The sequence below is a fragment of the Actinoplanes sp. CA-131856 genome (genome assembly GCF_050956135.1).
In the GTDB taxonomy this organism is placed as follows: domain Bacteria; phylum Actinomycetota; class Actinomycetes; order Mycobacteriales; family Micromonosporaceae; genus Actinoplanes.
In genome coordinates this window covers 10,614,006-10,639,003 of record NZ_CP191849.1, presented here as the reverse complement: position 1 = coordinate 10,639,003, position 24,998 = coordinate 10,614,006, and the positions used below count along the sequence as shown (strand labels likewise).

20 protein-coding genes, 2 tRNA genes and 1 pseudogene are annotated in these 24,998 nt (G+C 69.8%); 12 read left to right on the top strand and 11 right to left on the bottom strand.

The annotated features are described in order from the left end of the window. Positions 1-3 precede the first annotated feature (3 nt). The 3 genes from ACQP2X_RS48965 to ACQP2X_RS48955 are packed head-to-tail and all read right to left on the bottom strand — an operon-like array spanning position 4 to position 1,282. Complete coding sequence (locus ACQP2X_RS48965; protein WP_498693260.1) at positions 4-195, bottom strand: hypothetical protein; 192 nt, start codon at positions 193-195, stop codon at positions 4-6. A 33-nt stretch (positions 196-228) separates the two neighbouring features. After that, a complete protein-coding gene (locus ACQP2X_RS48960) occupies positions 229-558 on the bottom strand; it encodes a hypothetical protein (protein ID WP_498693259.1) in 330 nt (109 codons plus the stop codon). A 4-nt stretch (positions 559-562) separates the two neighbouring features. Beyond that, positions 563-1,282 (bottom strand): IucA/IucC family C-terminal-domain containing protein, encoded by a 720-nt coding sequence (locus ACQP2X_RS48955; protein ID WP_498693258.1) that lies wholly within the window; start codon positions 1,280-1,282, stop codon positions 563-565. Between the two features lie 385 nt (positions 1,283-1,667). Here ACQP2X_RS48955 and ACQP2X_RS48950 point away from each other — a divergent pair, with 385 nt between their 5' ends. Then, positions 1,668-3,176, top strand: a complete 1,509-nt coding sequence (locus tag ACQP2X_RS48950) for a peptide deformylase (protein WP_498701314.1) — start codon at positions 1,668-1,670, stop codon at positions 3,174-3,176. On the opposite strand, the gene ACQP2X_RS48945 is transcribed toward ACQP2X_RS48950, so the two are convergent. After that, positions 3,173-4,288, bottom strand: a complete 1,116-nt coding sequence (locus tag ACQP2X_RS48945; RefSeq protein ID WP_498693257.1) for a globin domain-containing protein — start codon at positions 4,286-4,288, stop codon at positions 3,173-3,175. The two genes, ACQP2X_RS48950 and ACQP2X_RS48945, sit on opposite strands and share 4 nt — an antisense overlap. Before the next feature lie 138 nt (positions 4,289-4,426). Between ACQP2X_RS48945 and ACQP2X_RS48940 the strand changes: the two genes are divergently transcribed. Further along, positions 4,427-5,191: a CPBP family intramembrane glutamic endopeptidase gene (locus tag ACQP2X_RS48940; RefSeq protein WP_498693256.1), complete on the top strand. Its 765-nt coding sequence runs from the start codon at positions 4,427-4,429 to the stop codon at positions 5,189-5,191. On the opposite strand, the gene ACQP2X_RS48935 is transcribed toward ACQP2X_RS48940, so the two are convergent. Continuing rightward, on the bottom strand, positions 5,178-6,350 hold the full coding sequence (locus ACQP2X_RS48935) for a hypothetical protein (protein WP_498693254.1): 1,173 nt from the start codon (positions 6,348-6,350) through the stop codon (positions 5,178-5,180). The genes ACQP2X_RS48940 and ACQP2X_RS48935 overlap by 14 nt on opposite strands. Positions 6,351-6,782: 432 nt before the next feature. Here ACQP2X_RS48935 and ACQP2X_RS48930 point away from each other — a divergent pair. Together ACQP2X_RS48930 and ACQP2X_RS48925 are read left to right on the top strand one after the other, a co-directional pair. Then, a tRNA-Ser gene (locus ACQP2X_RS48930) sits at positions 6,783-6,872 on the top strand. A 46-nt stretch (positions 6,873-6,918) separates the two neighbouring features. Further along, positions 6,919-6,991, top strand: a tRNA-Arg gene (locus tag ACQP2X_RS48925). Positions 6,992-7,093: 102 nt separating this feature from the next. On the opposite strand, the gene ACQP2X_RS48920 is transcribed toward ACQP2X_RS48925, so the two are convergent. Then, the gene (locus ACQP2X_RS48920; RefSeq protein ID WP_498701309.1) at positions 7,094-8,428 is read right to left on the bottom strand and encodes a tyrosine-type recombinase/integrase; all 1,335 of its coding nucleotides are present in this window, start codon (positions 8,426-8,428) and stop codon (positions 7,094-7,096) included. A 271-nt stretch (positions 8,429-8,699) separates the two neighbouring features. Between ACQP2X_RS48920 and ACQP2X_RS48915 the strand changes: the two genes are divergently transcribed. The 3 genes and pseudogenes from ACQP2X_RS48915 to ACQP2X_RS48905 all read left to right on the top strand — a co-directional run. Then, on the top strand, positions 8,700-11,264 hold the full coding sequence (locus ACQP2X_RS48915; protein WP_498693253.1) for a LuxR C-terminal-related transcriptional regulator: 2,565 nt from the start codon (positions 8,700-8,702) through the stop codon (positions 11,262-11,264). 49 nt (positions 11,265-11,313) lie between these two features. Continuing rightward, positions 11,314-12,108: an alpha/beta hydrolase gene (locus tag ACQP2X_RS48910; protein ID WP_498693251.1), complete on the top strand. Its 795-nt coding sequence runs from the start codon at positions 11,314-11,316 to the stop codon at positions 12,106-12,108. Continuing rightward, a pseudogene (locus tag ACQP2X_RS48905) lies at positions 12,105-12,674 on the top strand (amino acid permease); the annotation flags it as partial. The gene ACQP2X_RS48910 and the pseudogene ACQP2X_RS48905, both read left to right, overlap by 4 nt. Before the next feature lie 414 nt (positions 12,675-13,088). On the opposite strand, the gene ACQP2X_RS48900 reads toward ACQP2X_RS48905, so the two are convergent. Further along, the gene (locus ACQP2X_RS48900) at positions 13,089-13,487 is read right to left on the bottom strand and encodes an STAS domain-containing protein (RefSeq protein ID WP_498701313.1); all 399 of its coding nucleotides are present in this window, start codon (positions 13,485-13,487) and stop codon (positions 13,089-13,091) included. Positions 13,488-13,690: 203 nt separating this feature from the next. On the opposite strand from ACQP2X_RS48900, the gene ACQP2X_RS48895 reads away from it, so the two are divergent. After that, complete coding sequence (locus tag ACQP2X_RS48895) at positions 13,691-16,117, top strand: helix-turn-helix transcriptional regulator (protein ID WP_498693250.1); 2,427 nt, start codon at positions 13,691-13,693, stop codon at positions 16,115-16,117. Here the strand turns inward: ACQP2X_RS48895 and ACQP2X_RS48890 are convergent. Beyond that, the gene (locus ACQP2X_RS48890) at positions 16,092-16,886 is read right to left on the bottom strand and encodes an alpha/beta fold hydrolase (RefSeq protein ID WP_498693247.1); all 795 of its coding nucleotides are present in this window, start codon (positions 16,884-16,886) and stop codon (positions 16,092-16,094) included. The two genes, ACQP2X_RS48895 and ACQP2X_RS48890, sit on opposite strands and share 26 nt — an antisense overlap. A gap of 68 nt (positions 16,887-16,954) precedes the next feature. Between ACQP2X_RS48890 and ACQP2X_RS48885 the strand changes: the two genes are divergently transcribed. The 4 genes from ACQP2X_RS48885 to ACQP2X_RS48870 all read left to right on the top strand — a co-directional run bounded on the left by ACQP2X_RS48885 (position 16,955) and on the right by ACQP2X_RS48870 (position 22,294). Continuing rightward, the gene (locus ACQP2X_RS48885; RefSeq protein WP_498693245.1) at positions 16,955-19,591 is read left to right on the top strand and encodes a LuxR C-terminal-related transcriptional regulator; all 2,637 of its coding nucleotides are present in this window, start codon (positions 16,955-16,957) and stop codon (positions 19,589-19,591) included. Positions 19,592-19,671: 80 nt separating this feature from the next. Then, on the top strand, positions 19,672-20,463 hold the full coding sequence (locus ACQP2X_RS48880) for an alpha/beta hydrolase (protein WP_498693243.1): 792 nt from the start codon (positions 19,672-19,674) through the stop codon (positions 20,461-20,463). Further along, entirely contained in the window at positions 20,460-21,314 is an 855-nt protein-coding gene (locus ACQP2X_RS48875; RefSeq protein WP_498693241.1) for an alpha/beta fold hydrolase, read from the top strand. The genes ACQP2X_RS48880 and ACQP2X_RS48875 overlap by 4 nt, the downstream gene beginning before the upstream one ends. Before the next feature lie 35 nt (positions 21,315-21,349). Further along, positions 21,350-22,294, top strand: coding sequence for an SLAC1 family transporter (locus tag ACQP2X_RS48870; protein WP_498693239.1), 945 nt, complete (start codon positions 21,350-21,352; stop codon positions 22,292-22,294). 195 nt (positions 22,295-22,489) lie between these two features. Here the strand turns inward: ACQP2X_RS48870 and ACQP2X_RS48865 are convergent, their stop codons facing one another. The 3 genes from ACQP2X_RS48865 to ACQP2X_RS48855 form a co-directional block, all read right to left on the bottom strand. After that, entirely contained in the window at positions 22,490-23,506 is a 1,017-nt protein-coding gene (locus ACQP2X_RS48865; RefSeq protein WP_498701311.1) for a DUF4238 domain-containing protein, read from the bottom strand. A 255-nt stretch (positions 23,507-23,761) separates the two neighbouring features. Further along, on the bottom strand, positions 23,762-24,325 hold the full coding sequence (locus ACQP2X_RS48860; protein ID WP_498693238.1) for a hypothetical protein: 564 nt from the start codon (positions 24,323-24,325) through the stop codon (positions 23,762-23,764). Next, positions 24,326-24,769 (bottom strand): DUF4238 domain-containing protein, encoded by a 444-nt coding sequence (locus ACQP2X_RS48855; protein ID WP_498693235.1) that lies wholly within the window; start codon positions 24,767-24,769, stop codon positions 24,326-24,328. Positions 24,770-24,998 lie beyond the last annotated feature (229 nt).

Sequence of the window (24,998 nt, the reverse complement as noted above, 5' to 3'; positions counted from 1 at the left end):
TACCTACACACGCGGCCCCGGCGCGGCGTTCATGGTGTGCGCCGGCGTCTGGCGCACGTTCAGCAGGTTGCGGAGCCGGGGCAGCCGGTTGTGCGTTGCCGCGGTCCAGGAGAGCGTCGCGTACGTGTTGCGGGTCGCGGCGCTGGACCAGGTGATGAACGTGTACGACACGGTGGAAGCGGCCGAGGCGGACATGCCGCCGCTGACGGCGTGAGCGCGACAGTGGGGTCAGCGGCCGTCGGCCAGCGCGGCTCCAGCCAGCCGGGCAGGGTGAACGAGCCGCCTTCGCAGGTGAACGCGCTCGGCAGCAGCCGGCGCTGGATCTCGGCGTCGACGTCCGGCCACCACCACGTCGGGCACCTGCTCGCCGTAGACCATCCACCAGGTCGCGGCACCGTCCCACTCGTCCTCGCCGGGGATGAACATCCCGGCGGCCTCGTCACGGTGCTGCACGTCCCCGAGCTCGCGCCAGAAACCGTCGCTCCGCCACTGCAGCAGATGGCCGATGCCCGGCAGCCGCAGCGTGCTGACCCGTCGCTCTCCCGCTGATCCGGTCACGATGTCAGCTCTTGATGCAGCAGCCCTTGCAGACCTTCGGCTTGGGCAGCGTGAAGGCGAGGCAGCAGGTCTTGCGCTGGACCTCGAGCTTGCCCGTGGGGCCGGGGACCAGGTCGATCAGGCCGTCGACGCCGAGCGCGCGGTGCAGCAGCTCGATGTTGTCGGCCGAGGGGCCGGGAATCACGTCGGCCGAGCGGAGGATGCCCTGGGCCACGCCGGAGCTCAGCGAGCCGAGCAGGGTGCGCTTGCCGAGGCGGACCCGGTCGTGGATGGCGTCGAGCAGCGGGGTCAGGTGGTTGTCGAGGAGCGACGCGCGCAGTTCCGCGAGCAGGGCGTCCTCGTCGGCCACGACGCGGATCTGCGGAAGGCCGGCGATGGCGATCGGGTCGCCCGGAAGGACCGCGATGGGCGTGTCGGCGCGCAGGCCCAGGGTCACCAGTGGGCGTTCGTCGTTGAAGTGCACGAGGACGTTGTCGCCGGTGAGCAGCGGGACGCGGCGGGCCGAGGCCCAGCCGAGCACGGCCGGCAGGGCCAGCCAGTACGTGTACGCCTTCCAGGCCAGGGCGGCGGCGGCGTGCGGCTGGGCGTTCCAGCGGCGGCGGGCCGAGTCGAGGAGAGTGTCGAGATTTTCGGTGGCGAGAGTGGCGGCGGGGGCCCAGCCGGCCGGGTCGGTGACGACCAGATCGGGGGCGAGGCCGGGGATCTCGGTGCTCGTGCCGAACATGGCACGAAGGGTCGCGGTCACCGGGGCGAGGGGGCGGGGTCTGGTGACGGTGCGTGTCACTCGGTGCAGCGCTGTGGTCACCGGGCGCTGCCCGTCCGCGGCGACAACCGGGGAGCTGTCACCGCATTCACCTCGCTAAATCAAGCGGTCATCCGCGTGGGCGTCCGAGGGCCGAAACGGCCCCGTCATGACGACCCACCGTACACCTCTAAGGGTAGCCTAACCAAGCCGAACTTTCGGACTAATACCCACAGCAAGGGCGACCTAACGTTCGGCACCCATGTTGCCGGATACGTCAAGGTATCTGTCGGCAACGCGCTAGTAGCGCGATGCGGACACGCGCGGCGGCGACACTGAAATTCTCGTCGCGAAGGGGACATCGATGATGACCACCTCGCCCGTCGAGCGGGCCGCTGACCAATTCGTTACGGCATTGGCGCACTGGCGGGTCGAGCGCGGGATGAGCAAGAAGCAGCTCGCCGCGCGCATGGGTTTCGACCCCTCGTACGTCAGCCACGTGGAGGGCCGGCGGCACAAGCCCACCGAAGACTTCGCGCGCCGGGCCGAGGCGGTTCTGGGCGCCGGCGGGGCCATCTGGGAACGCTTCCAGGAGTACGACCAGTTGCGCCACGCGCGCAGCACGGCGCTCCACCGCGACCCGCCCGTGCCCGTGCAGTGGCTTCCGCCCGGCACCGGCCTGATCGTCGAGCGGGAGGTCGCCGAGCTCACATATGTGGACGGCACCTATCGCTGCCGGGTGCGCCGAGCCCTCTACAACGCGGGCTCCGAGCCGGTCACGCGCTACCTCGTGAAGATCGCGGTGGACCGCTATCCGAACGACCCCACCGGCTCCAACCGGCACCACCGCGAGCACCCGCTCTCGTTCGACGAGATGGCGCTGGTCGCCTGCGCCGGCGAGGGCGACGCCATCGAGCCCATGCAGTGGCGGGTCAAGCTCGACCGGGACGCCTCCAAGGAGGTCTGGCTGCTCTTCGCGAACGAGCGCGGCCAGTTCGCCCTCTATCCGGGCGAGCGGACCACGATCGAGTACGCGTACACGGTCGGTGTCGAGAAGTGGGGCCAGTGGTTCCAGCGGGCGGTCCGGCTGCCCACCCGGCGGCTGACCGTGCGGCTCGACTTCCCGGTGGCGTTCGACCCGCAGGTCTGGGGCGTCGAGACGTCGCTGGCGGCCGAGGTGCCGGTGCGGACCCCGATGGAGCGGCACGACGAGGGCGAGCGGGCGGTCTTCGAGTGGTCGACCGACGCGCCGCAGCTCAACGCCCGCTACCGGCTGGAGTGGCGGTTCCGGGGTGCGAACGCGCCGTCCTATCCGCCAGTGGCTCCGGGCAACACCACGAACGGCCACGGGCCGGCCCGTGACGTCGGCATCGTGCAGCGCGGGTCGGAGCTGCTGCGGCAGCGGGCCCGGCACTTCCAGCTGCCCCGCGAGGAGGTCGAGGCCCACGAGACGGTCGACGCGCTGCTGAGCGCTCTGACCCGGCTCGAGCAGGTGCACGACTTCAGCAAGGGGGTCGGGCTGTCGGCGCCGCAGATCGGGCGCTCGGTGGCGGTCGCTGTCGTACGCCCGGCCGAGGGGTCGGCGGGGCCGGTGGTCCTGATCAACCCACGGATCGTGGGGGAGACGACGGACCGCGACGAGCAGTACGAGGGATGCCTCTCGTTCTTCGACTACCGCGGGCTGGTCAAACGGCCGCTGCGGATCGACGTCGAGCACGCCCGGTACGACGGCACGCGGGTGATCACGTCGTTCGAGCGGACCATGGCCCGGCTCGTGGCGCACGAGATCGACCACCTGGAGGGCCGGCTCTACGTCGACCGGATGAACGCCGAGTCCAACCTCGTGCCCGACTATCAGAGGCCGTGGGCCTACTAGGCCATCTCGGAGAAGCTGTCGTACTTGATGCGGATCGAGGGCACCTGCTGCTCGGCCAGGGTCTTGAGCGTGGCCTTGACCATCGGGCCGGAGCCGGAGACGAAGAAGTCGTGCTCGTTCCACGGGCCGTACCGGGCCACGACGTCGGAGATCTGGCCCTGCTCGCCCGGGAAGGTCGGGTCCTCGCTGCACGCGGTCACCACCGAGAGCCAGGGATAGCGGGCGGCCAGCCGGTTGAGGTCGGGCAGATCGTAGAGGTCCTCGCGGTTGCGGGCGCCGAAGAAGACGTGCACCCAGCGCGTCCGGTTGTACCGGGTCAGCTCCTCGAGCAGTGACTTGATCGGCGCCAGCCCGGTGCCACCGGCGATGAAGACGGTGTCGCGGGTCGAGCGGCGGTCCAGGGTCATCGAGCCCATCGGCGCGGCCAGCCGGATCATGTCGCCGACCTCCAGGCGCCGTACGAGCGCGCTGGAGACCCAGCCGGCGCCCACGGCCCGTACGTGGAACTCGATCGTGTTGTCCCGGCGGGGCGCGTTCGCCACGGAGTAGGTGCGCCACAGCCGGGGCTGTATTCGGGGGCATTCGACGCTGACGTACTGGCCGGCGCGGAACTCCAGGGGCTGGAGAGGCTGCACGGTGAAGACCGCGATGTCCTGGGCCCGCCGCTCGTGCGCGACCACCTCGGCGTACCAGTAGGGCGGGTTGGTGTCGGCCTCGGCGCCACCGAGCATCTTCGAGGCGATGACCGCGTACGCGTCCGCCCAGGCCTGGTCGTACTCGACGCTCCAGCTCTCACCGGCGTACTGCCGCATCGCCTCGATCAAAGCTCCGCCCACCACCTCGTAGTGCTCCGGTTCCACGTGGAACTTCCGGTGATCGCGACCGAGGCCGCGCAGGTACGAATCGAACTTCTCCGGATCCTCGAGCGTCTGCACCGCGGTGACGATCGCGTTGAGGAGCCGGGAGCGCTGCATGTCCATGTGGACCGGAAAGAGATCCCTCAGCTCCGGGTGCGACAGGAACATCCGCGCGTAGAAGTAGCCGGCGACCTTTTCCTGATGCTCCTCGATGAGGCTCCAGCTCTCCTTGAGCATTCGTCCGAGGTCTCCCATGGATTCAGGGTGGTCACAACAGTCGGATAGGCGACGCACGGAACGTGCGACTCATCTCCATTCATGCCGTGACCATTGACCGGAAAAGTCCGTTTAGGTGGCGACTGGGAACCTCGAACGAGTGAGTAGTTTTATCGCGTGACCCTTGATCAGCGGGCCGGCCGCAAGCTCCTGACCGGCGAGATCATCATCGTTCTGCTGGTGTCGCTGGGCCAGAGCGCGGTCTACGCGGTGGTGTCGCTGATCGCGAAGCTGACCGCCGGCAAGCCGCTGTCGTCCCAGGCGGCCGTGCTGAACGCGTCGCAGTCGGCCCGGCCCTACCTCGACCTGACCTATCAGCTGCTCGGCATCTTCTTCGACCTGATCCCGGTCGCGCTGGCTCTCTATCTCCTGCTGAGGGACCAGATTTCGGTACGTCTGACGCTCGGCCTCGGTCTTGACCGGCCGGCCTTCGACACGGGTTGGGGATTCGGGCTGGCCGCGCTGATCGGCATCCCCGGGCTCGGGCTCGTCTACGTGGCCTCGGTGCTCGGGCTGAACGCGCAGATCGTGCCGGCCGCGCTCCAGCCCGTGTGGTGGGCCGTGCCCGTGCTGATCCTGTCGGCCGCCCAGAACGCGATCCTCGAAGAGGTCATCGTGGTCGGCTATCTGATGACCCGGCTGCGCCAGCTTCAGTACTCCACGGTCGCGATCGTGGTGTGCTCGGCGGTGCTCCGGGGGTCGTACCACCTGTATCAAGGTTTTGGCGCATTTGTCGGGAATGCGGTGATGGGCGTGATCTTCGCGCTGTTCTTCCTGCGCTACAAGCGGGTGATGCCGTTGATCGTCGCCCACACCCTGCTCGACGTGGTGGCGTTCGTCGGCTACACCCTGCTCCCCGACTCCTGGCTCAGCTGGATCTAGCCGACTTGTAGTACTTGGCCGCCCGGGCCGCCGTCGCCTGCGCCGACGCGGTGGTGGACAGGAGAGCGGCCAGCAGACTGGTGCCCGGAAAACGGCGATTGACGACCTTCACGGCCACCCAGGCCGCGCTCTGCGCCGCGACAAGGCCGGCGAGACGCCAGAGCGGTTCCTTCGAGTCGTAAGCAGGCCGGCGCGCCTCGGCAAGCGCATCGATCGCGTCGCCCTTGGTGGCGTGCACGCGCCCGATCACAAGAAGATCGGCGGCCCGCTCCTCGTCGGTGGGATCGAGGCCGTACGCCGCCGCGATGTGAAGAGAAAGCTCAGCATCGGTGAAAGCGGCCGCCCCGAGAAGAGCGACCGGCGCATAGGCGCCGGCGACGGCCCCCACGAGCCCGGTCAGACTGCCGAACCGGGTGAACTGCCGCGTGGCGAGCCGCACAAGGGCGTCGGTCCCGGCGGTCGGATAGGCCTCCCGGGTCCGGGTGGCCCATTCCTGTGCGCGGGGTCCCAGGGTCTGAACGGCGGCGATGGCCAGGAGTTCGGGCGCGCGAGCCGGATCGGCGATGAGCGCCGCCCAGGGGTCGGTGCGCTCGGCCTTCTCCACGGCGGGTCTGACCACCACCACGGCCGCGGTCTCGTCCGGTGCGGGGCTGGCCGGTTCCTTCCATACGGTGGCGGCCGGCTCTGAGCGCACCTCAGCATGCTCAACCGTCCCTTGCGGGATCAGCTCCTCCTGGACGTGCTCTCGAGGGGCCGCCTTGGAGCGAGTGCCCGTGCCGCCACCAGAAGCCGCAGCGGTCTTAGCGGCACGGGGACGACGCGCCCGCGGCGTGGCTGCCTTCTCGGCCGTCACTTCCCCGCCTGCCGGTTTCTCGGTTGTGGTCGCTTCTGCTGCTGCCGGCTTGTCGGGTGCGGTCGCTTCTGCTGCTGCCGGCTTGTCTGGTGCGGTGGCCTCTACTGCTGCCGGCTTCTCGGTCGTGGTCGGCTCTGGCGCTCGCGACTCCTCGGCCGGGGCCTGGTCTGTGGTTGCCTTGGGCTCTGGTGCCTGGGCCGCGGCCGGAACCGCGGAGGCCTCGGGCGTGTCGCCCGTGGGCGGCGTGGCGGTCGGCGCCGGCTGCGGGCGGGGCGCCCGGGCCTTGCGCGGTGTGGCCTTGCGCACAGGACGCTGCTCCGGAGCAGCCTCTTCGTCGCGGGGAGCGGCGGAGCGGTCACCCTTCGTACGAGAAGAGCTCTTGGCCGGCGGACGGCCTGCCCCCTCCGACGGTGAGGGCCCCCCGGACGGGTGATCTTCGGCACTGGGAGGCTGGAACGTGACCGGCGGGGCCGGCTTGGGCGCCCGGCGAGGAGCCCGCTCCGCAGGCTTTTCCTGCGCCCCCGGTTCCTCGGTCGCGCTGAACGGTGACCGCTGGCTGCGCGCTCGCGACGGCCGGCGAGGCTCGGTGGGCGGGTTCTCCTCCATGCCGTGGGAGCCTAGCCGTAACGAGCACATTTCACCTGTTGGCAACCGTTGCGACCCGCCCGGCCCGGCCCTCTTTGTGCGCCTCCACACCGGTCCGGTACTCTCAAGCGTCGGTAGCCCTGCGGCTACCGGGGAGACTTCGCCTAGTCTGGTCTATGGCGCCGCACTGCTAATGCGGTTTGGGTTTATCGCCCATCCCGGGTTCGAATCCCGGAGTCTCCGCGTGTGAGGCCGGTGTGTATGCTGGTCGAGCACCAAGGCAAGGCAAGCGCCCGTAGCTCAATGGATAGAGCATCTGACTACGGATCAGAAGGTTAGGGGTTCGAGTCCCTTCGGGCGCACAAGATTGAGATGGGTCTGAACTGCGGAAACGCGGGTCAGGCCCTTCTTGCTGTCCGGCCTGTGTGGACGATGGGTGTCACGTGGGTGGCACATGGGTGTCACTACCGTCCGTGACGGTGCGGGTGTTTCCGGGCCCGTGACCTGCGGCGGCGGCTCTTCTGATCGGCCCTATTTCCCGGGGTGATTTGTTTTTCGTCGCGCCCCGCGGGCCGATTCTTCGCCGCCTTCTCCTTGATCCGTTTCCGGGTGTGCCGGGCTGCCGCGAGGACCAGGGCGGCGGTGGCGTCGGCGCAACGGCGCTGGGAGTCGGGCAGGACGCTGGTGTAGGTGTCGGCGGTGACCACGATGCTGGAATGCCCGAGTAGATCCTGCAGCGTCTTCAAGTCGGCGCCGGCCTCATGCGCCAGCGACGCGGCGCCGTGCCGCAGGTCGTGCAACCGGACCGGGGGCAGCCCGGCCCGCTCAGTGAGTTTCCGGAACCGAGTGGTGGCGTAGTTCGGGTTGATCGGCAGGCCGTCCTTACGGCTGAACACATAGCCGGAGTCGATCCAGATCTTGCCGGCAGCGTGCCGGCGATCGCGGTGGTTGAGCTGCCGACTGCGGTGCGCGCGCAAGATGCTGACGGTGTGCTTATCCAGGGCGACGGCCCGGCGCCCGGCGGCGGTCTTGGGGTCGCCTTCGACGACGGTGTAGCCGGCGGTGGTGCGCTGCCGCTCAACGACCAGTAGCCCACGATCGAGATCGACAGCCGCCCACCGCAGCCCGCAGAGTTCACCGCGGAGCAGCCCGCGCAGGGCGGCGAGCCACCAGAACGCGAACAACGAATCCTCGACGTTGGCTTCCAAGAAGGTGGCGAGCTGTTTCGCAGTCCACACCGCAACCGCCGGGTGTTCCCCGGTGAGTTCCCACTGCTCGACGCGGCCGTCGGTCCAGACCTGGGCATGTGGGCGCCGGTAGCCGGCGATCTCGATGTGCCGGGCCGGGTTCGACGCGATCAGCTCTTCGCGGACGGCCAGGTTCAGCGCGGCACGCAGGGTGGTGCGCAGATGGTTCAGTGCCGACGGTGACTGTGGTAGTCGTTTGGCGTTGGTGGTCTGCGCGATCTCGGCGAACACCGCCCGCAGCAGCGGCCCGTCGAGATCACTGAGCCGGTAGTGGCCGAGGCGGGGAATGAGCACCAGCTCGACGTCGCGGGTGTAGGCCAGCCGGGTCGTCAGCCGGATCCGGGTCCGGGTGTCCAGCCAGTGCCGCAGCCACCGCTCGAGAGTCCAGCCGTCACCGGAGCGCCGGGCGGCGCTGTCGGCCAGGCAGTCCTCCCGGGCTTGCCGGGCGGCGTTCTGGGTCAGGAAGCCGCCGCGGCGGATGCGTTCGGAGCGGCCATACAGGTTCGGCGCCGAGCACTGGAAGTACCAGGACCCGTGCCCGCGCTCAGGCAGTCTGGGGCAGGTCTGCTCCAGCCTCTTGCCCTGGCTGTTCCGGCATCCGCATCGCTTGAAGGTCTTGGCTGTGCTGGTCATCGCTTCCTCCGCCGTCGCGTCGTTGTATCGAGCGTGATAGTGCGGCTCAAATAGAGGGTTCCCCCGAAGGAGGGACGCGAGATCCGTTAGCCGCGGTGCCGCCCGCGAGCGGTGCGGCAAGCTGGGTTCAGCTCTTGCCTTCCAGCTGGTCAGCGCGGTTCCGGTACGGTCGTCGCATGCCGGAGGCGTCATGATTGGCCGCGACCGTGAACTGGCCGCACTGGCTGAGTTCCCGGTACTGCTGCTGCGCGGGCAAGCGGGTGTGGGCAAGAGCGCCCTGCTCGCCGCGGTTCCCACCGAGGGATTCAAGGTTCTGCGTGCGACCGGCGTCGAGGCGGAGACGGCGATCGTCTTCGCCGGACTGCATCAACTGTTGAGTCCTCTGACACCTTTGCCGGACAGCCTGGACCCCGGCCACCGGGCGACCCTTGCCGCAGTCCTCGACGGCTCGCAGACCGCCGCGCCCTCAGTGATGGCGCTCGGTGTGGCCGTCCTCGACCTCTTCTCCGCCGGGCCGCCCCTGCTGTTGCTCGTGGATGACGGTCAATGGTTCGACTTGCCCAGCATCCAGGTTCTCACGTTCGTGGCGCGTCGCCTCCGGGACCTGCCGGTCCGCTTCCTGGTGGCCGTGCGCGAGGGCGTGCCTTCGGCCTTCGATGAAGCCGGCCTCGAGGAACTTGCGGTGTCGCCGTTGTCCGCGGCGGAATCGGCTGAGCTGCTCGACGCTCGCTTTCCTGATCTGCCGGCGGAGCAGCGCCGTCTGGTCCTTGAGCACGCAGCCGGAAATCCGCTGGCCCTGGTCGAGCTTCCGTCGAACATCGTCAGTGCGTTTGAGCCGGGCTTCGTTCCGCTTCCACGTCGCCTCGAGCGGGTCTTCGCGTCTCGTGTCGCGGCGCTTCCCGCTCGGGAACGGGCCGAGTTGCTGCGGCTGGCTCTCGACGGAGCCGGCCGCCACGGCTATGGCGCCCAGTACGTGCCGCGCGATGTCGAGACCGCCCGTGGCACGGGGCTACTCGAGACCCACCGGCTCGCGTTTCGGCATCCGCTGGTCGCTTCTGCCGTCGTTCAGCTCGCCTCACCCAACGAGCGCCGGGCCGCGCATGCCGAGCTGGCCAGTCTCCACGCCTCCGATCTGGAGCGCCGCGCCGTTCATCTGGGAGCGGCGACCGTCGATCCGGACGCCGTCGTGGCGGCTGCGCTGGAGGAGGCCGCACGCTCGGCCGTACGCCGGGGTGGCGCGGCCACCGCGGTGCAGTGGCTGACCCGGGCCGCCGAGCTCAGCCCGAAACCTGCCGACCGCGACCGGCTGCTGGGCGACGCCGCGTTCGTCGCCGGTCAAGCGGGTCTGTTGGAGCGCGCCGAGATCCTTGTCGCCGCCACCGGCCGGATCGCTTCTCCCGACGCGGTGTTGACCGCCGCGTACGTAGCTCTGTACCGGCACGGCGACGTCGGCATGCACGGCATCGTCGCCGAGGTGCTGCGCCGGCGGCACGCCGAGTTGGACGACGCGATGCTCAACCGCGTCGTGCACCTGCTGCTGGCGATCAGCCAGTTCGCCGCCGATCCGGCTTTCTGGCGGGTCACCGACGAACTGGTGGATCTGGTCCGCGATCGGTTGCCGGCGACTGCTCTGTTGCTGCGCGACGCCTGGAGCGACGTCGCGCACCGCGGCGCCGGCCTGCGCGAGCGGATTCGGGAGGCGGCCGCTGCTGCTGGCGACGCCGAGCCGTGGGACCTCATGCGCCTCGGGGTTGCCGCCTTCTACACCGATTCGCTCGCCGATCTGCGGCCGTACCTCGACTGGATGGTGGAGCGTGAGCGCGGCACCGGCGCGGTGACGTCGCTGATGACGATGCTTCAGCTGTTGGCGCTGGACGACATCGCGGCGGGACGGTGGGACGACGCGGTCAGCCGGTGTTCGGAAGGCCTGGCGCTGACCGCCGAGCACGGCAACGAGCTGTTCGGCCATCAGTTCCGCGCGTTTCTCGGTATCGTCGCGGCTCAACGCGGCGACACGGCTGGTGCTGTGGCGTTGCAGGCCGAGGTGGAGGCGTGGGCGCGGCCGCGGCGGGTCGGTTTCCTGCTGCAGTTCGCCGAGGATATCGGCATGCTCGCGGCGCTCAGCTCGGGCGACTACGAGACTTCCTGGACGTACGCCTCCGGCATCACGACGCCGGGTGCATTCCCGGCGTACGCCCAGCACGCCCCGCGAACACTGCTCGACCTCGTGGAGGCGGCGCTGCACACCGGGCGCGACGACGAGGCACGAGAGCACGCGAGGGCCGCGACGGCGTTGACGGGTATCTCGCGACGGCTGGACCTGCTGATCACGGGCGCGCGGGCGATGACCGATCCGGCGCCTGAGAGCTTCGCTGCCGCCGTCCAGGACGAATTTCCCTTCGAGTGGGCTCGGATCCGGCTCGCCGAGGGCGTGTGGTCGCGGCGGCAGAAGCGCATCACCGAGGCGCGGGCGGCGCTCGGCGACGCCCTCGCGGTGTTCGACCGGCTCGGCGCCGCGAGCTGGGCCGAGCGGGCGAGGCAGGAGTTGAGGGCGGGGGCGCCGAGCACCGCGTCGCTGACCGCGCAGGAGCGGCACATCGCCGAGCTGGCCGCGACCGGGCTGAGCAACAAGCAGATCGGCGCGCAGCTGTTCCTGTCACCGCGCACCGTCGGCGCCCACCTGTACCGGATCTTCCCGAAGCTCGGCATCACCTCGCGAGCGGCGCTGCGCGACGCGCTGGAGTCACCCGGTTAGGTCATCCAACTGATTCGGCAGTCATGACTGCGCGACGACTCTTTGAGCCATGACACCTGTTGTTTTCATCCACGGTCTTTGGCTCCACTCCTCTTCCTGGCAGCCCTGGAGCGACCTGTTCGCCGCCCGCGGCTTCGACCCGATCGCGCCCGGCTGGCCCGGCGAGCCAGCCACGGTCGCCGAGGCGCGGAACAACCCGTCCGCGGTGGCCGGCGTCGGCATCGACGACGTCGTCGCCCATTACGCGACGGTGGTGCGCGGCCTGCCCAGTGCCCCGGTCATCATCGGCCACTCGTTCGGCGGCCTCATCACCCAGAAACTGCTCGCCATGGGCCTGGGCCGGGCCGGTGTCGCCATCGACCCGGCCCAGATCAAGGGCGTCAAGCCGCTCCCGTTCGCCCAGCTGCGCTCGGGTTTCCCGGTCCTGGGCAACCCCGCGAACCGGCGCCGGGCCGTCTCGCTGACGGCTGCGCAGTTCCGGTACGGGTTCGGCAACGCGATCGACGACGCCGAGTCCGACGCGCTGTTCGACCGCTGGACCATCCCCTCACCGGGCCGCCCGCTGTTCGAGGCCGCCTTCGCGAACTTCACGAAGAACTCGCCGGCGGCCGTCGACACGGCGCGCACCGACCGTGGCCCGCTGCTGCTCATCTCGGGCCAGCGTGACCACACCGTCCCTGACGTGGTCACCCGCGCGGCCTACAAGCTGTACGGCGACTCGACCGCGATCACCGATCTCAAGCAGTTCCCCGACCGCGGGCATTCGCTCACCATCGACCCGGGCTGGCGAGCCGTCGCCGACGCCACGCTCGACTGGCTGGCCCGGCAGGGCATCACGCGATGAGCACGCCGCGTGGCGTCGCGGTGTACGTGGCGGCGATCGTCGGGCCGGGGATCCTCACCCTGCCCGCGATCGCCGCCCGCCGGGCGGGACCGGCCTCGCTGGTGGCACTCGCCTTCATGCTGGCCGTGTCGGCGCTGATCGCGGCCACTTTCGTCGCGCTGGCCCGGCGGGTGCCGGAGGCCGGCGGCGTGGCCGCGTACGCCGAACGGGCCTTCGGTCTCGGCCGGCTGGCCGGGTTCTGGTTCTATCTCGGCGTACCGGTCGGCGTGACGGCGCTGGGCCTGATCGCCGGCGGGTACGTCAGCCCGCACCGGCCGGTGCAGATCGCCGTCGCGGCCGCGGTGGTGGCGGTAGCGCTGGAGGCGGTCGCCCGGGGCCAGGGCCTCGGTGGCCGGCTGCCGGTCGTGCTGACCGGGGTGCTGGTGGTGCTGGTGCTGGTGACGGCCGCGGTGTCGCTGCCGCACGCAGCCCCGGCCAATCTGCGCCCGTTCGCACCCTACGGCTGGGATGCGGTGCTGGCGGCGACCGTTCTGCTGGTGTGGGTGCTGACCGGGTGGGAGGCGGTGACGCCGCTCGCGCATCGGCTGCGCCGTCCTGGACAGGTCGCGGGGTGGACCCTCGGGGTGGTCACCGTGTTGTTCGCGGCGGTCGCGGTGCCGCAGGTCCTGGTGCTTGGTTCGGCGGGTGGTGAGGCGCCGGTCGCCGCACTGCTGCGGGTCGGCGTGGGTGGCGGCGCGGCGGTGGTGGCGGCGGTGTTCGCGCTGGTGGTCGCAGTGGGCAACGCCATCGCGTACACGACGGGCATCGCCGAGATCGGCACGACGCTCGGTATCCGCCGGGTCCTCGCCGTGCCCGCACTGATCATGGTCGGCGGGCTGGTAGCAGCGGCCTTCTTCTCGGTCGGCACCGAGGAGCTGGTCGCGCTCTGCGCCGGATCGCAGGTGCCGGTGTACGTGCTCGGGCTCGCCGCCGGTGTGAAACTACTTCCGCACGGGCTGCCGCGTGTCGTTGCGGCGTTCGCCACCGGCACCGTGTCGCTGCTGCTCATCCCGGTCGGCTGGTACCTGCTGGCGCCCGCGGCCATCGCCGTCGTGGCCTTGTACGGCCGCGTCCGTTCGCATCGGCTCCGTGCTGCTCGCCTGCTTCGGCGGGGAGAAGGGCGGTGCGGCCAGAAGGTCTTCCCAGCCCAGCGTGACGATGAGCCGGGCGATCGGCATAGAGCAGCCGGCGATCGCGAGGTGACGGCCGTCGTCGCGCAGCTTCGCGGCGGTGCCGGCCAGGGCACGCAGGCCCGCGACGTCGATGAACGTCAGTGCGGTCAGGTCGACGACCACGTCGCCCGGGCAGTAGCGCAGCACGTCGCAGACGAGTTCCAGCATCGGCAGGGTGTTCAGGTCGGCTTCGCCGCGCAGCCGGACGCCCGGGGGTGTCACGGTTGCGGTGACCTCCAGTTGCCAGTCCATGGATGACCACGGTGGGCCGCGCGACGGCCGGGCACATCGCGCGGACATGCGATGTGACGTGCACTTCTGCCTGTCGATCGGGTCTGGGCTTTTCGGCTTCGGGAAGGTTGGCTGAGATCATGCGAGGACGGGAGCGTGAACTCGAGATCCTGCGTCGGCACATCGCCGCGGTGGCGGCCGGTCGCGGCGCGGTGGTGCTGATCGAGGCACCAGCCGGTTACGGGAAGACGACACTGCTGGCCGAGGCACGCGAGATCGCCCGGGAACACGGCGTGACCTGGCAGGAGACGCCGGCGGGCGGCACGGCCACCATCGTCGCGGTCGACGACGCCCACTGGTGTGACGCGCGGACCCTCGCCGAGCTACGGACCCCGCCCGACGGCCCGGTGCTGCGGATTCTCACGAGCACCAGGCCCCTCGACGGTTTCCCGGTGACGGTGCGACTCGGCGAGCTCGACGACGACACGATCGAACGGATCGCGGCCGACGAACTCGGCGCCGTGCCGGACGCGGCCCTGAGGTCGGCGGTACGCGAGGCCGGAGGCCGCCCCCGCGTCGTGCTCGACCTGCTGCGCGGGTTGCGCGAGGAAGGCGCCATCACGGTCGACGGCGCAACGGCCCGGCTGACCAGAACGGTGATGCCGGCCCGGGCCCTCGCGGGCATCCGATCTCGTCTCGACAAGCTCTCGGACCGGGCGCGGCACGTGACGCAGGTCGCCGCGGTGCTCGGCCTTGACGTGGACCGCGCCGAACTGGCCGCCGTCGTGGGCCACGACGAGGGTCTCGACGAGGCGGCCGCCGCCGATCTGATCACGGGAACACCGCCGCGCTTTCGTCACGAGGTCGTGCGGTCCACCGTCGCCGCGACGCTTCCGCCCTCCGTACGCCGTGCACTGCTGCGCCAGGCAGTCAACGTGCGCCTGGCCGCGGGACGTACTGCCGACCAGCTCGCGGCCGACTTGCTCGCCTGCGCGACGGAAGGCGACCAGGAGGCGATCCGGCAGTTGCGGGAGGCGGCATCCCGCCTGTCCGGGCGCGAGCCCGGGTTGGCCGCGGACTGTGCCCTGCGCGCGCTTGAGCTGACACCGCGCGGCGCGGCCGAGTTCGCAGGTATCGCCGTCGTGGCCGTACGTGTGCTGGCCGCCGCCGGCCGCGTCGACCAATGCCGCGAGATCGCCGGGGGGCTGCTCGAGGAGGAGCTGCCCTCGGACGCCGAGGTGCGGATCCGGCTGGAGCTGGCCCGGCTCAATGCCGCCTGCTCGTACGCGAAGACCATCGCCCTGTGCCATGCCGGCCGGACCGTGCCCAGCACGGAGATCAACGTACGGGCGCGCCTGTCCGCCCTCGAAGCGCTGACCACCGGCATCACCGGCAAGCTCGCGGTGAGCCGCGAGCTGACCGGCCGCGCGCTGGCGCAGGCGCTGGCCGCAGGTGACCGGCAGGCCGAGGCGACCGCCCGCACCGCCGCCTCGGTGCTCGCGTTCCATCGCGGCAACTGGGCGCGGGCGGGGCAGCATCAGCGCGACGCGACCGCCCTGTCCGACGTCCCGTTCTGGGCCTGGGTGCCGGAGGGCTGCTGGACTGCGCTGCTGGCCGGCGCCGAGGGCGACAGCGACACCGCGATCTCGCTGGCCGACGACGCCCTGCGGGCCGCGCGGGACAACGGGCGGCCGACGGCGGTGGGCCAGTGGGAGATGACGCGGGTGCGGCTGCTGCTCGACGCGGGACGGCTCGACGAGGCCGAACGGGCGGCACACGTGGTGCTGGAGCTGGCCGAGGAGTACGGGCGCAACGACTTCGCCGTGGCGACGGCCCGGTACGCGCTGGGACGCATCTCGATGTACCGGGGCGACCCGGAGGGCATCGCGCGGGCGGTGGCCGACGGTGAACAGCTCGCCGAGCACCGCAACCCGGCCCTACGCGCCACCGGCAACTGGCTGGCGGCGATCGCCGCCGGGCGTGAGCCCGGCAGCGACCGGCCCGCTCCGTACGACCCCGCCGACGACGTCCTGGCGGTCCGCCTCACCGGCGACCGCCAGCTGCTGGCCCGGATGCAACAGCGAACCCAGGGCATTGCGCTGCTCGAAGGCCTCGCGCTGCAAGCGCGTGGCTTGCTCGAGCAGGATCAACAGCTGCTGGACAAGGCCGCTGAGGTCTTGCGGGACAGCCCTCGTCTGCTGGTCAAAGCGTCCGCCCTCGAGGACGCCGGCGGCGAGACCAACTGGCAGCAAGCATTGGCCGCCTATGAGAAGGCGGGTGCGCACCGGGAAGCCGCCCGGGTGCGGGCCCGGCTGCGTGACGTCGGTGTGCACCGCCGCCGCACCGCTGACGGCGACGGCCCGCTCGGCCTGACCGCGACCGAGCTGACCGTCGCCCAGCTCGTGGCGGACGGGGCGACGAACCGCGTCGTGGCCGAGCGGCTGTTCGTCTCCCCGCACACTGTGGACACGCACCTGCGGCACATCTACCGCAAGCTGCGGATTCGTTCGCGGGTGGAACTGACCCGCGTGATGCACGCTGCTACGAGCGCGCCGCCGTCTCGATGACCCGCGTGACCGTGCCGGGCTGCGAGATCAGCGCCGCGTGCGAGGCGTTCACCTCGGTGGTCTTCGCGTGAGCGCGCTGGGTCATGAAGCGCTGCGCCGCGACCGGGATCGCGTGGTCGGCCTTGGAGACCACCGCCCACGAGCGGATGCTCTTCCAGGCCGGCGTGCCCGACGGCTCGAGCAGGGCGCTCTGCGCGACCGGCCGCTGGGTGACGGCGAGCAGGTCGCTCTGCCAGCGCGGCAGGTCGGCGGAGAAGACGTCGGCGAAGTTCTCCGGCTTGATGCTGACGTCCAGGTCGCCGTTCGGCAGCGGCACCGCTTGGGTGGCGTCCGGCGTCAGCTTGCTGCCCTCGTACTTGGTGGCCAGGCCGAGCACGGTGTCGCCGGCGTCCGGGACGAACGCCGAGACGTAGACCAGTGCCTTGACGTCCTTGTCGCCGGTCGCCGCGTTGGTGATGACCGCGCCGCCGTAGGAGTGGCCGACCAGCACGATCGGCCCGCTGGTCGCGTTCAGGACGCCGCGGATGTACGCGGCGTCGGAGGCGAGCCCGCGCAGCGGGTTCGCCGGCGCCTTGACGGTGTAGCCGTCGTGCCGCAGCCGGGAGATGACGCCGTTCCAGCCGGACGCGTCGGCCCAGGCGCCGTGTACCAGCACGATCGTCGGCTTCGTCTTCGGAGCCTGCCCGGCCTGGGCCGCGGGCGCCGCGATCGCCACCCCGGCCACCGCGAGGGCAACGGCGAGCAGCCGCTTCGGAACAGAGAAACGCATGGCGTTCCTTTCGAGGTCGTCGTAGGGACGCCGCCAACGCTCGCCGCCGTAGGCAGGACGGACATCACGTGAACGAGCGAGATCCGCTGACACCGCTACGCGGGCGCGACACCGAACTCGGCCTGCTGCGCGCGGCGATCCGCCGCCTGGCCGACGGGCAGGGTCAGGTCGTGCTCGTCAAGGGCGTGCCCGGGGTCGGCAAGACGCGGCTGCTCGCCGAAGCAGTTCGAAGCACCGGCTTTCCGGTACGCCGCGCGGCCGGCGAGCCGGACCGGCGCTCGGTCCCGTTCGCGCCGCTGCTGGACGCGCTGCCCGAGGCCGCCGGTGACGACGACCGCCGCTACTACGTGCTCAGCCGCCTGCAGGAAGCGCTCGGCGACCAGCCGATGGTCGTCGTCGTGGACGACCTGCAGTGGTGTGACCCGGGAACCCTGCTCGCTCTGCGGACCATTCCGGCGCGCGAGGCCGGCCGGCCGGTGCTGTGGTTGCTCGCCACCCGCACCGAGGTCGCCGACGCGGACGTCCGGGCCGTCCTGGCCACGCTCGAGGACAACGGGGCCCGCACGATCGAGCTGGCCCCGCTGGACGACACCGCAGCCCTCGCCATGGCTACCGACCAGCTCGGCGCCCCCCTCGACGAACCGCTCGCCGAGCTGGTGCGCGGCGCCGAAGGCCGGCCGCTCCTGCTGCACGAGCTGTTGCACGGCCTGCGCGAGGAAGCCGCCGTCGACATCATCGACGGCGTCGCCCGGCTGACCGGCCAGCACCTGCCAACGCGGTTCCGGCGCTCGATCCTGCGGCGGATCGCCTCCGTCGGCGACACGACCCGCGAGGTGGTCCAGGTCGCCTCGGTGCTGGCCCGGCACGTCGCACCGGAGGAGCTCGCCGACCTGATCGGCCTGCCGGTGGTCGCGCTGCTACCCGCTATCCAGGAGGCACTCGCCGCCGACCTGCTCACCGAGGATGACTCTGGACTTACGTTCCGCCATGACCTGGTACGGGAGGCCATCGAGTCGGAGGTGCCGCCGTCGTTGCGCCGCACGCTGCGCCGGCAGGCGGTCAACCGCCAGCTCAAGCGCGGCATGCCGGTTTCCCAGGTCGCCGCGATGCTCGCCGAAACCGCGCTGCCCGGCGACCTCGAAGCGGTCGCCCTCCTGCGTCGCGCTACAGCCGAACTGGCCGCGAGCGCCCCGGCGACCGCAGCCCAGATGAGCGTGCGAGCGGTGGACCTCTGCCCGCCGCACGCACCGGAACGCGCCTTGATCGTGGCGGATGCCGTCCCGCTGCTCAACCGGGCCGGTGCACCTCGCGAGGCCTTCCTGCTGGCCGACACCGCACTCGGCGCCGACGTCCCACCCGATGTGGAGCAGCAGATCCGGCTGGGTCTGGCCGGTGCGGCGCTGCAACTGTCGTTCACCGAGGCGATCCGGCAGGCCGAGAAGGGCCTTGCCCTTCCCGGCGCGCTTCGGGCTCCGCTGCTGGCGATCCAGACTTTCAGCCTCGTGCTGGCCGGGGAGACCGAGAGCGCCGACGCACTGCTACCCGCGGCACGCGAAACCGTGGCGGCCGATCCGGCCGCCAAAGCCACCCTGATCAACGTCGAGTCGATCGTCCGCAACTATCACGGCGACTTCGCCGAGGCGCTACGACTGGCCGACCGGGCGGTACGGATCCCAGCGCCTGCCAGCACGTTCTGGAGTCCCGAGATCTGGCAGGCCTGCCTGCGCGACATCGTCGGCCGTTCGCAGGAGGCCCTCGCCCAGGCCGACGACGGCGTACACCGCGCCGACCGCAGCGGCCAGCCGATGCTGCTGCGGCTCTGGAGCATGACCCGCTGCCGGCTGCTGCTCGGCGCCGGCCGCCTCGACGAAGCCCTCGCCGAGGCCGAAGCGGTCCTCGCGATGTCCGACGACCTCGGCCCCGGCAACTTCGCCGAAGTCACCGCCCACTACGTGCTCGGACGCGTAGCCGTTCATACAGGGGATCCACACCTGCGGGAACGCGGGACGACCTACGCGAACCGGATGCGCGCCGACGAGGCGCCGCTGGTACGCCGCGTCGGCGCCTGGCTCGCGGCCCAGCTCGGCGATGTCGAAGCCACCGCCGAGGCCGAGTTCGACCGGCCGGTGAGTCCGCTGCTGAGCCCCATCGAACCCACCGACGAGCCGGCCTACGTCGCGCTCACGCTGCAGGCCGGGTTCCGGGACAGGGCGGCGAAGGCGGTCGCCCACGCCGAGCGCCGCGCCGAGCGGAACCCGGACATCGGGCTGCTGACCGCGGCGGCGAAGCACGCCCGGGGACTGTTCGACGCCGACCGAGCACTCCTGCTCGAAGCTGCCGACCGCTACCAGACCCGGCCGCTGGTCCGCGCTGCCGCCTGGGAACAGGCCGGCGAACTGGAACGGGCCGAAGCGGCCTACGCCGCATGCGGCGCCGAGAACGACGTCCGGCGCGTGCAATCCTCAGGCGTACGACCGAAAACAGCGACCAGCAAACGGCCCGCAACCGGATGGGACAGTCTCACGCCCACCGAGCTGGCAGTCGTCAGGCTCGTGGCCGCCGGAGCCTCCAACCGTGCTGCCGCGGAGAAGCTCTACGTCTCGCCGCACACGGTGAACACCCACGTCCGGCACGCGTTCGCCAAGCTCGGCGTGACAAGCCGCGTCGAGCTGGCCCGCATCGCGCTGCGCCACGACCAGACCTGATATCGCATCATCACGGGATGTCGGCGTGAGCCGACGGCGAGACCTTGGTGGCGTTCGATTCGAACCCACCAGGAGACAGCATGTCATCGCCGGACACCATCGTCCTCATCCACGGGCTCTGGCTCTCACCGCTGAGCTGGGAACACTGGATCGCCCGCTACACCGACCGCGGCTACCGCGTCATCGCGCCGGCCTGGCCCGGGATGGAGGCCGACGTCGAGACCCTGCGAGCCGACACCGACCCGTACGCCCGCCTGGAGATCGCCCAGATCCTCGACCACTACGAAGCACTCATCCGTGAGCTCGACACCCCACCGATCATCATGGGGCACTCCTTCGGCGGCGCCTTCACCGAACTACTGCTCGACCGAGGGCTGGGTGCGGCCGGAGTGGCCATCCACCCGGCGGCGGTCAAAGGAGTCGTACGGCTCCCGCTGGCCACGCTGCGATCCGGCTTCCCGGTGCTGGGCAACCCCGGTAACTACCACCGCGCGGTGATGCTCACGCCCGAACAGTTCCACTTCTCGTTCACCAACCTGCTCGACGAGAACGAAGCCAGCGCCGCGTACGACCAGTACGCCGTACCCGGCCCCGGGCACGTGTTGTTCGAAGCCGGACTCGCGAACTTCAACCCCCACTCGGCGATGCGCCTCGACTTCCGCAACCCCGACCGGGCCCCACTGCTGATCATCGGCGGCGGCCAGGACCACGTCGTACCCGCCTCGGTCACCCGCGAAGTCGCCGGCCACTACGAGAAATCCCCGGCGGTCACCGAATACCTCGAATATCCCGAACGGTCGCACTACACCGTCAGCGAAGCCGGCTGGGAAGAAATCGCCGACCGTGCCCTCACCTGGGCGACCTCCCGATGATCCACTACCGGTACGCGACCATCCACGGACATCAACTCTTCTACCGCGAAGCCGGACCCGCCGACGCACCCACCATCGTCCTGCTGCACGGCTTCCCGACCAGCTCCTTCATGTTCCGCAACCTGATCCCACTGCTCGCCGACCGCTGGCACGTCATCGCCCCCGACCACCTCGGCTTCGGCAACTCCGACGCCCCAGCGGCAAACGAGTTCGACTACACCTTCGACGCACTCACCGACCTCACCGAGGACCTGCTGTCCCACCTCGGCGTCCGGCAGTACGCCATGTACGTGCAGGACTACGGGGCCCCCATCGGATGGCGGCTGGCCCTGCGCAACCCGACCGCGGTCCGCGCGATCATCAGCCAGAACGGCAACGCCTACCAAAGCGGATTCGTCGAGTCGTTCTGGAAGACGATCTGGGACTACCAGCGCTCACCCGACCAGGACACCGCCGTCCGCGCCTTCCTGACCCAGGACGCCACCCGCTGGCAGTACCTGACCGGCGTACCGGACGTCACGCTCGTCGACCCCGACACCTGGCGACACGACTACGCGCTGCTGGCGCGACCCGGCAACGACCTGATCCAGTTGGCGCTGTTCCGCGACTACGCCACCAACCCGCCGCTCTACCCCACACTGCACAAACACTTCCGAGACAGCCAGGTGCCCCTGCTCGCCGTATGGGGCAAGGACGATCCGATCTTCGGCCCGGACGGCGCCCACGCCTTCCGCGACGACCTGCCCAGCGCCCAGGTGCACCTCCTCGACGGCGGCCACTTCCTGCTGGAAAGCGCACTGCCCACCGTGACGCCGCTCCTGCGCGAGTTCCTCGCCCAATCGCTCGGCTGACCTATCCGGCGAGCCCGTCGCAATGGAGGACCCCGATGCCACTTAACCTCTTCGGTATCGCCTTCGGGCTCGCCGGGCTGGCCGGCACCTGGACAGCCGCGGCCGCCGCCGGCCTCGTGCCCGACTTCGTGGGCGACGCCCTCTGGTGGGCGGTTCTCGTCGTCTGGCTGACGTTGCTGGCCCGCTACTTCGTGAAGGCCTCGCCGGCCGACCTGCGGCACCCGATCCTGGGACCGTTCGCCGCGCTCGTGCCGACCACCGGCCTGCTGATCGGCGGCCGCCTGACCAGCACCTGGCTCACCGGCGGCCGGATCGTCATCGCCGTCATGCTGGTCCTGGCCACGATCTTCGCCGGCTGGTTCGTGGCCCACCTGCTCAGCGGCGGCCTCGACATCGACACCCTGCACGCCGGCTACCTGCTCCCGACCGTCGCCGCCTCACTGATCGGCGCCCAATCGGCCGCCCTGGCCGACTGGCACGCGATAGCGGTCGGCGCCTTCGGCGTCGGCATCCTCTTCTGGTTCCTGATCGGCGCCCTGCTGCTGGGCCGCCTGGCCCTGCGCCCGGCCCTGCCCGGCCCGCTGCTGCCCACCATGGCCATCTTCTCGGCCCCACCGGCCGTCGCCGGCAACGCCTGGTACGCCATCAACGGCGGCACCCTCGACACCATCGACCTGCTCCTGCTCGGCACCATGGTCCCGCTGCTGCTGGTACAACTCTTCCTGACCCCGAACTACCTGCGCCAGCCGTTCGCCCACGGCTTCTGGGCCCTGACCTTCACCATCGCCGCCAGCGGCACCTACACGATCCACTGGCTGGCCGGCGAACACGCGACGGCCTGGCGCCCGCTGTCCTTGCTCGTTATGACTGTGGCGACGGCTCTAATCGGTTTCATCGCGTACAAGTCCTCCGTTATGGCCCTACGAAAGCTCGCACGGCACCGCACACCCGCAATGCGCAAACCCATCACGACCAAGTAGCCGCCTGAAGCTCGACGACGGCGTAGATGCCCTCGGCCGTCCTGTTGATCTCGAACGAGAGCCGGCGACAGTCCCCGACTTCGAGCCAAGCCCAGGAAAGCCTTAGCCGGTCTCCGGCACCGGCCGTGACCGAGGCGATTACATGTGAAACGTGCACCTATTTCGCGTATTGGTCGGCCCGAGATCGGCGTTTATCTATTGCCAGCCTCGGCCGAGCAGCTCGGGGCGGCGCGGGTTCGGCGCTTCGTCGAGATCCCGGGAGAACTTGGTGCCGCCGTCGCACGCCTGCACAAGCGGACCGGGCGGCGGGAACTCAAGTGATCGGAACGTCGGGTGGTCGGGGTGCGCGGCGACCCATCCGTAGGCCTGGTCGATCAGACGCGCGTTCACGTTGTCTGCGTAGGCGTGGGCCTCTTCCCCTGCCAGTCCACAGACGAGCGGTCCGACAGTCCCGGGTGGCCCGAGGACTAGCAAGGTTCGAGGGCTCAACGGCAATGCGACCTCGACGGCGGCGCCGGCCGGAGGTCGCGTCGGGTAGACGTGCATGACGTCGGCGTTGCGCAGGCGGTTTCGGCTTGGCTTTCGCGCCGCCTTCTTGCGCTGCTTGCCTGTCTTGGAACAGGCTGCTGTGTGCTTGATGTGGCTTGATCCGTCGGTGACGAGGACGATGGGTTCGTCGCAGGTGATGAGCAAGGGCTGGTCGAGCGTTACGAGCAGGGCAGGCCTGTCGAAGAACAACTCACTGAGCCTGGGCACCATCTTGGTCATCTGCTCGAGGTGGAGGTTCGGCTCGGGCACCACCCGGACTTGGTCAATGCCGGGCACGTGCGCATGCTGGGTCTTCGCCAGGAAGTCGCCGAGCAACTCGAGCATTCGCCGATGCTGCGGAGTCCGCTGCAGCTGAAACGCCAGGAAGAACCCAAGATGCATCGACTCCTGCGTGGCGAGCGGCCGGGGATGGTTGAAAGGGCTCAGCAGGCGATCGAAGAGGTCCTTGGCGCCGTCTTCGATCACGCCGAGGATGCGTTCGAGTCGGCCGTCTTTCTCACCGTCGAGGTTGATGAAGGTGTAGAAGTCCTTGATGACCCCGGTCTTCGTGGTCGGGCTCATCCGAGCGTCACCGGTGACTCGGTCCCTTACACACAACTGGCCGTCCTTCGCGAATCGCTCAAGGTAGAAGCGGGGGACGGTGTGATGGCGGCTGCCCACCATCGGCTCCGGCGAAGTTGCCCTCCACCAATCCTGAGCGTCCCGTTCCATCTCGGGGTACGCAGCGACCAGCCGATCAAGCCAGGTGGGTGGAAGCTCATCGTCTGAGTGTCGCCATCGTGAGTAGCCGGTCATACGCCCTGCCGTTGAACGGGTTCGTGACACGGCGATGTCGCCGTGCGAGCGTCTCATCGTCACTCTCGCCGACGCGACTTGCAAACGGGTTCTTCTCCGACCGAAGGCCCCGGTTACCGAGGCTTACTGAACGACGTCCATACCCCCAAGATCCTCTATCAGCTGCCGCAGTTTGGGGTCGGCAGCAGGCGCGAACTGGGCGGGAAAGGTCAACTCACCGGAACCAGGGGCGAACGTTATCCGAGGTGCTGCGATTTCGGGCGGTTGCCCGCTCAGGCGCACGTTTGACGGCCAGTCCATGTCGGGATGCCGGTAGGCAGCGAAGAAACACTGAGCCACCTGGCCCTCGTTGGTTATGTTCGCCAGTTCCCTCGTCAGTGGCACGTCCGTGTTTTCGCCGTGCTTGGTCGCGATAAGCAAGCGATTCGGTGCCACCGGCAACAGGAGCTCCGCGTCTTCGGGAAGCACCCCCGTCCAGCCCTGCGGACGTCCATTCGGATGCCACAGCACGGCTGGAGAGTCGCCGACCAGCAACATGCGGTGCGAGCTGGACGCCAGAACGAGGCGGCGTTGCTTCAGGAAGCTCTCCAACCTTCCCGCCGTCTGCAACATCAGACGTAGTCGAACGCGGGACTCGTCCGGATCGGCAGGCCGATCCGGCGCGTCCCGGCGAGCCTTCTCGAACACCTAGCGAAGAGCGGCACCCGTCAGCGGAGTTGCGCGGCGCTGGTTGAACCTGTCGATGACTTCAAATGCCCACATGATCGGCCACAAGTGCTCTGCGATCTGCCGGTCGACGCTGCGAAAAGCTGGGGTACGGACGAGCTGGAAAGCGATCAGCCTCTTGAGGGCGTCCACGGCGTCTTCGGTCACCGGGAGTCGCCCGCCGACGAGGTCTTGAACCACTCCAGTGGCCGGGTCCTCGACCTGGTTGGCCAGAAACGTTTCGACGGCCTGCGGATCGAAAGCGGCAGGAGACTCGTCACGGTAGAAATGAGCCACTACCGTCGCATCTCTGACACCAGTGAGGTGCTCCTTGCCCGCACGGTTGCGGGCAGTCAATTGTCCCCTCACGGCAAAGGCATTGAGCCATAGCTGAGGCACGGTGTGGTTCCGGCGTGCAGGAGGCATGAGTCGGAGTTTCTCAGCACGGTGTGGCTGGGTCCATTCGATTCCTGTACAGACTCCCAGCGACCAGGTGAACGGCTGGAAGAACGACATCCCCTGGCAACGTCGGCCGGCCACAGCCGCGCTCGCCGACCTCGAGCCGCGACCAGTGCGGATCCGTCGAGCGTGCCGGAACCGCCGCCGGTGCAGCGTTCGTCGGCGCCGTCACAGCAACGCTCGCGATCACTGATCT